Source organism: Vibrio sp. 10N.222.46.A1 (genome assembly GCF_041473595.1).
Lineage (GTDB): Bacteria > Pseudomonadota > Gammaproteobacteria > Enterobacterales > Vibrionaceae > Vibrio > Vibrio tasmaniensis_A.
The window spans coordinates 1-1,660 of sequence record NZ_JBFRSN010001658.1; the positions used below are offsets into that span (position 1 = coordinate 1).

Consider the following 1,660-nt stretch of genomic DNA (forward strand, 5'->3'; position numbering starts at 1 on the left):
GATACGTTTTTATACATTTGTTAGCACTTTGTTACAAGTATCTTTTATTATTTAGTTGCCTTTATATCAGATGGTTAAGCTGCAATTTTCGCGCAATCATAGATTCCAATTATGAGAGTAGCATCACGAATGGTGTGAAACTAAATCTATTGTTAACCCTAATTTTTCTTTTATTTTCGACACCATAGACGTTATGGTGGTACACGTCTTCAGTTATAAGAAAAATTGGCAAGGAAAGTGGCCAGATTGCATGAGTAAAGTTATCCATCAATGGAAAAGTATTTCTCTTATAGAAGAGAACGTGACGCTCCCTACGAACGTCGTGGTAAAACATACAACAATAAACCACCCCGGCGCGGCCGTTATTCTTCCTATCACTTCGTCTGGAAAAATCATCCTCATTAACCAGTTTCGTCCTTCTCTTAAAAAATGGCTTTTGGAACTCCCTGCTGGCACGATGGAAATTGATGAGACACCTCTTCAATGTGCACAACGCGAACTCGAAGAAGAAACGGGTTACAGTGCAACTTATTTCCAGAGCTTGGGACAAGTTACCCCTTTAGCTGGCTTCTGTGATGAGATCCAACACTTGTTCATCGCAAAAGACTTAAGCCTTACTACCCGCTTTGAATGTGATGAAGATGAAGTAATAGAGGTTATCGAACTTAGCTTGGAAGAACTGCAACATAAAATTCGCAACGATCAAATTACCGATACCAAAACCATCGCTTGTTTAAGCAAAGCCCAACTATGTGGCCATCTATAGCCAATTATATGACTACCTAAAGTACTCTAGGAGAGAAACATGGACTTTCGTTCTGACACCGTAACTAAACCTTCGCAAGCTATGCGTGATGTAATGGCAAATGCAGAAGTAGGCGATGATGTATATGGCGATGACCCAACCGTCAACGAACTGGAACAATGGGCTGCAAATGAAACCGGTTTTGAAGCGGCTATGTTCACTTCTTCCGGCACACAGGCCAACCTACTGGGTTTAATGGCGCACTGTGAGCGTGGTGACGAATACCTTTGTGGCCAACAAGCGCACAACTACAAATACGAAGCTGGCGGCGCTGCAGTATTAGGCTCGATTCAACCTCAGCCAATCGAGAACAACCCTGACGGCACGTTAGATTTTAAAAAGCTTGCTGCAGCGATTAAGCCAGACGACAGCCACTTTGCTCGTACTAAGCTTCTTAGTTTAGAAAACACAATCAATGGTAAAGTGCTGCCAGTCTCTTACCTAGCGGAAGCGCGTGAGTTCGTAAACCAACACGGCCTGCAAATGCACTTAGATGGCGCGCGTGTCTATAACGCGGCGGCTGCACTAGATGTTCACATTAAAGAGATCGCACAACACTTCGATTCGATGACAATTTGTTTATCAAAAGGTTTGGGTGCTCCGATTGGCTCTCTACTTCTTGGTAGCAAAGCGTACATCGCTAAAGCTCGTCGATTGCGTAAAATGGTCGGTGGTGGTATGCGTCAGGCTGGTATTCTTGCTGCAGCAGGTAAAATGGCGCTCACGGAGAACGTGGCTCAACTTAAAGTAGACCATGAAAACGCAAAAAAACTAGCGATTGGTCTAAGCAAGTTAGAAGGTTTCTCAGTTAACCCTGATTTCATTCAGACTAATATTGTGTTTGCGAAGTTAGAT

At 43.2% G+C, this 1,660-nt stretch carries 2 protein-coding genes; both read left to right on the forward strand.

All coding sequences use genetic code 11. The features are described 5' to 3' along the window. Positions 1-250 precede the first annotated feature (250 nt). Positions 251-766, forward strand: a complete 516-nt coding sequence (locus AB4496_RS28695) for an NUDIX hydrolase (protein ID WP_009845430.1) — start codon at positions 251-253, stop codon at positions 764-766. A gap of 39 nt (positions 767-805) precedes the next feature. Then, the coding region (gene ltaE / locus AB4496_RS28700) for a low-specificity L-threonine aldolase (RefSeq protein ID WP_372133490.1) at positions 806-1,660 on the forward strand (855 nt) is incomplete at its 3' end.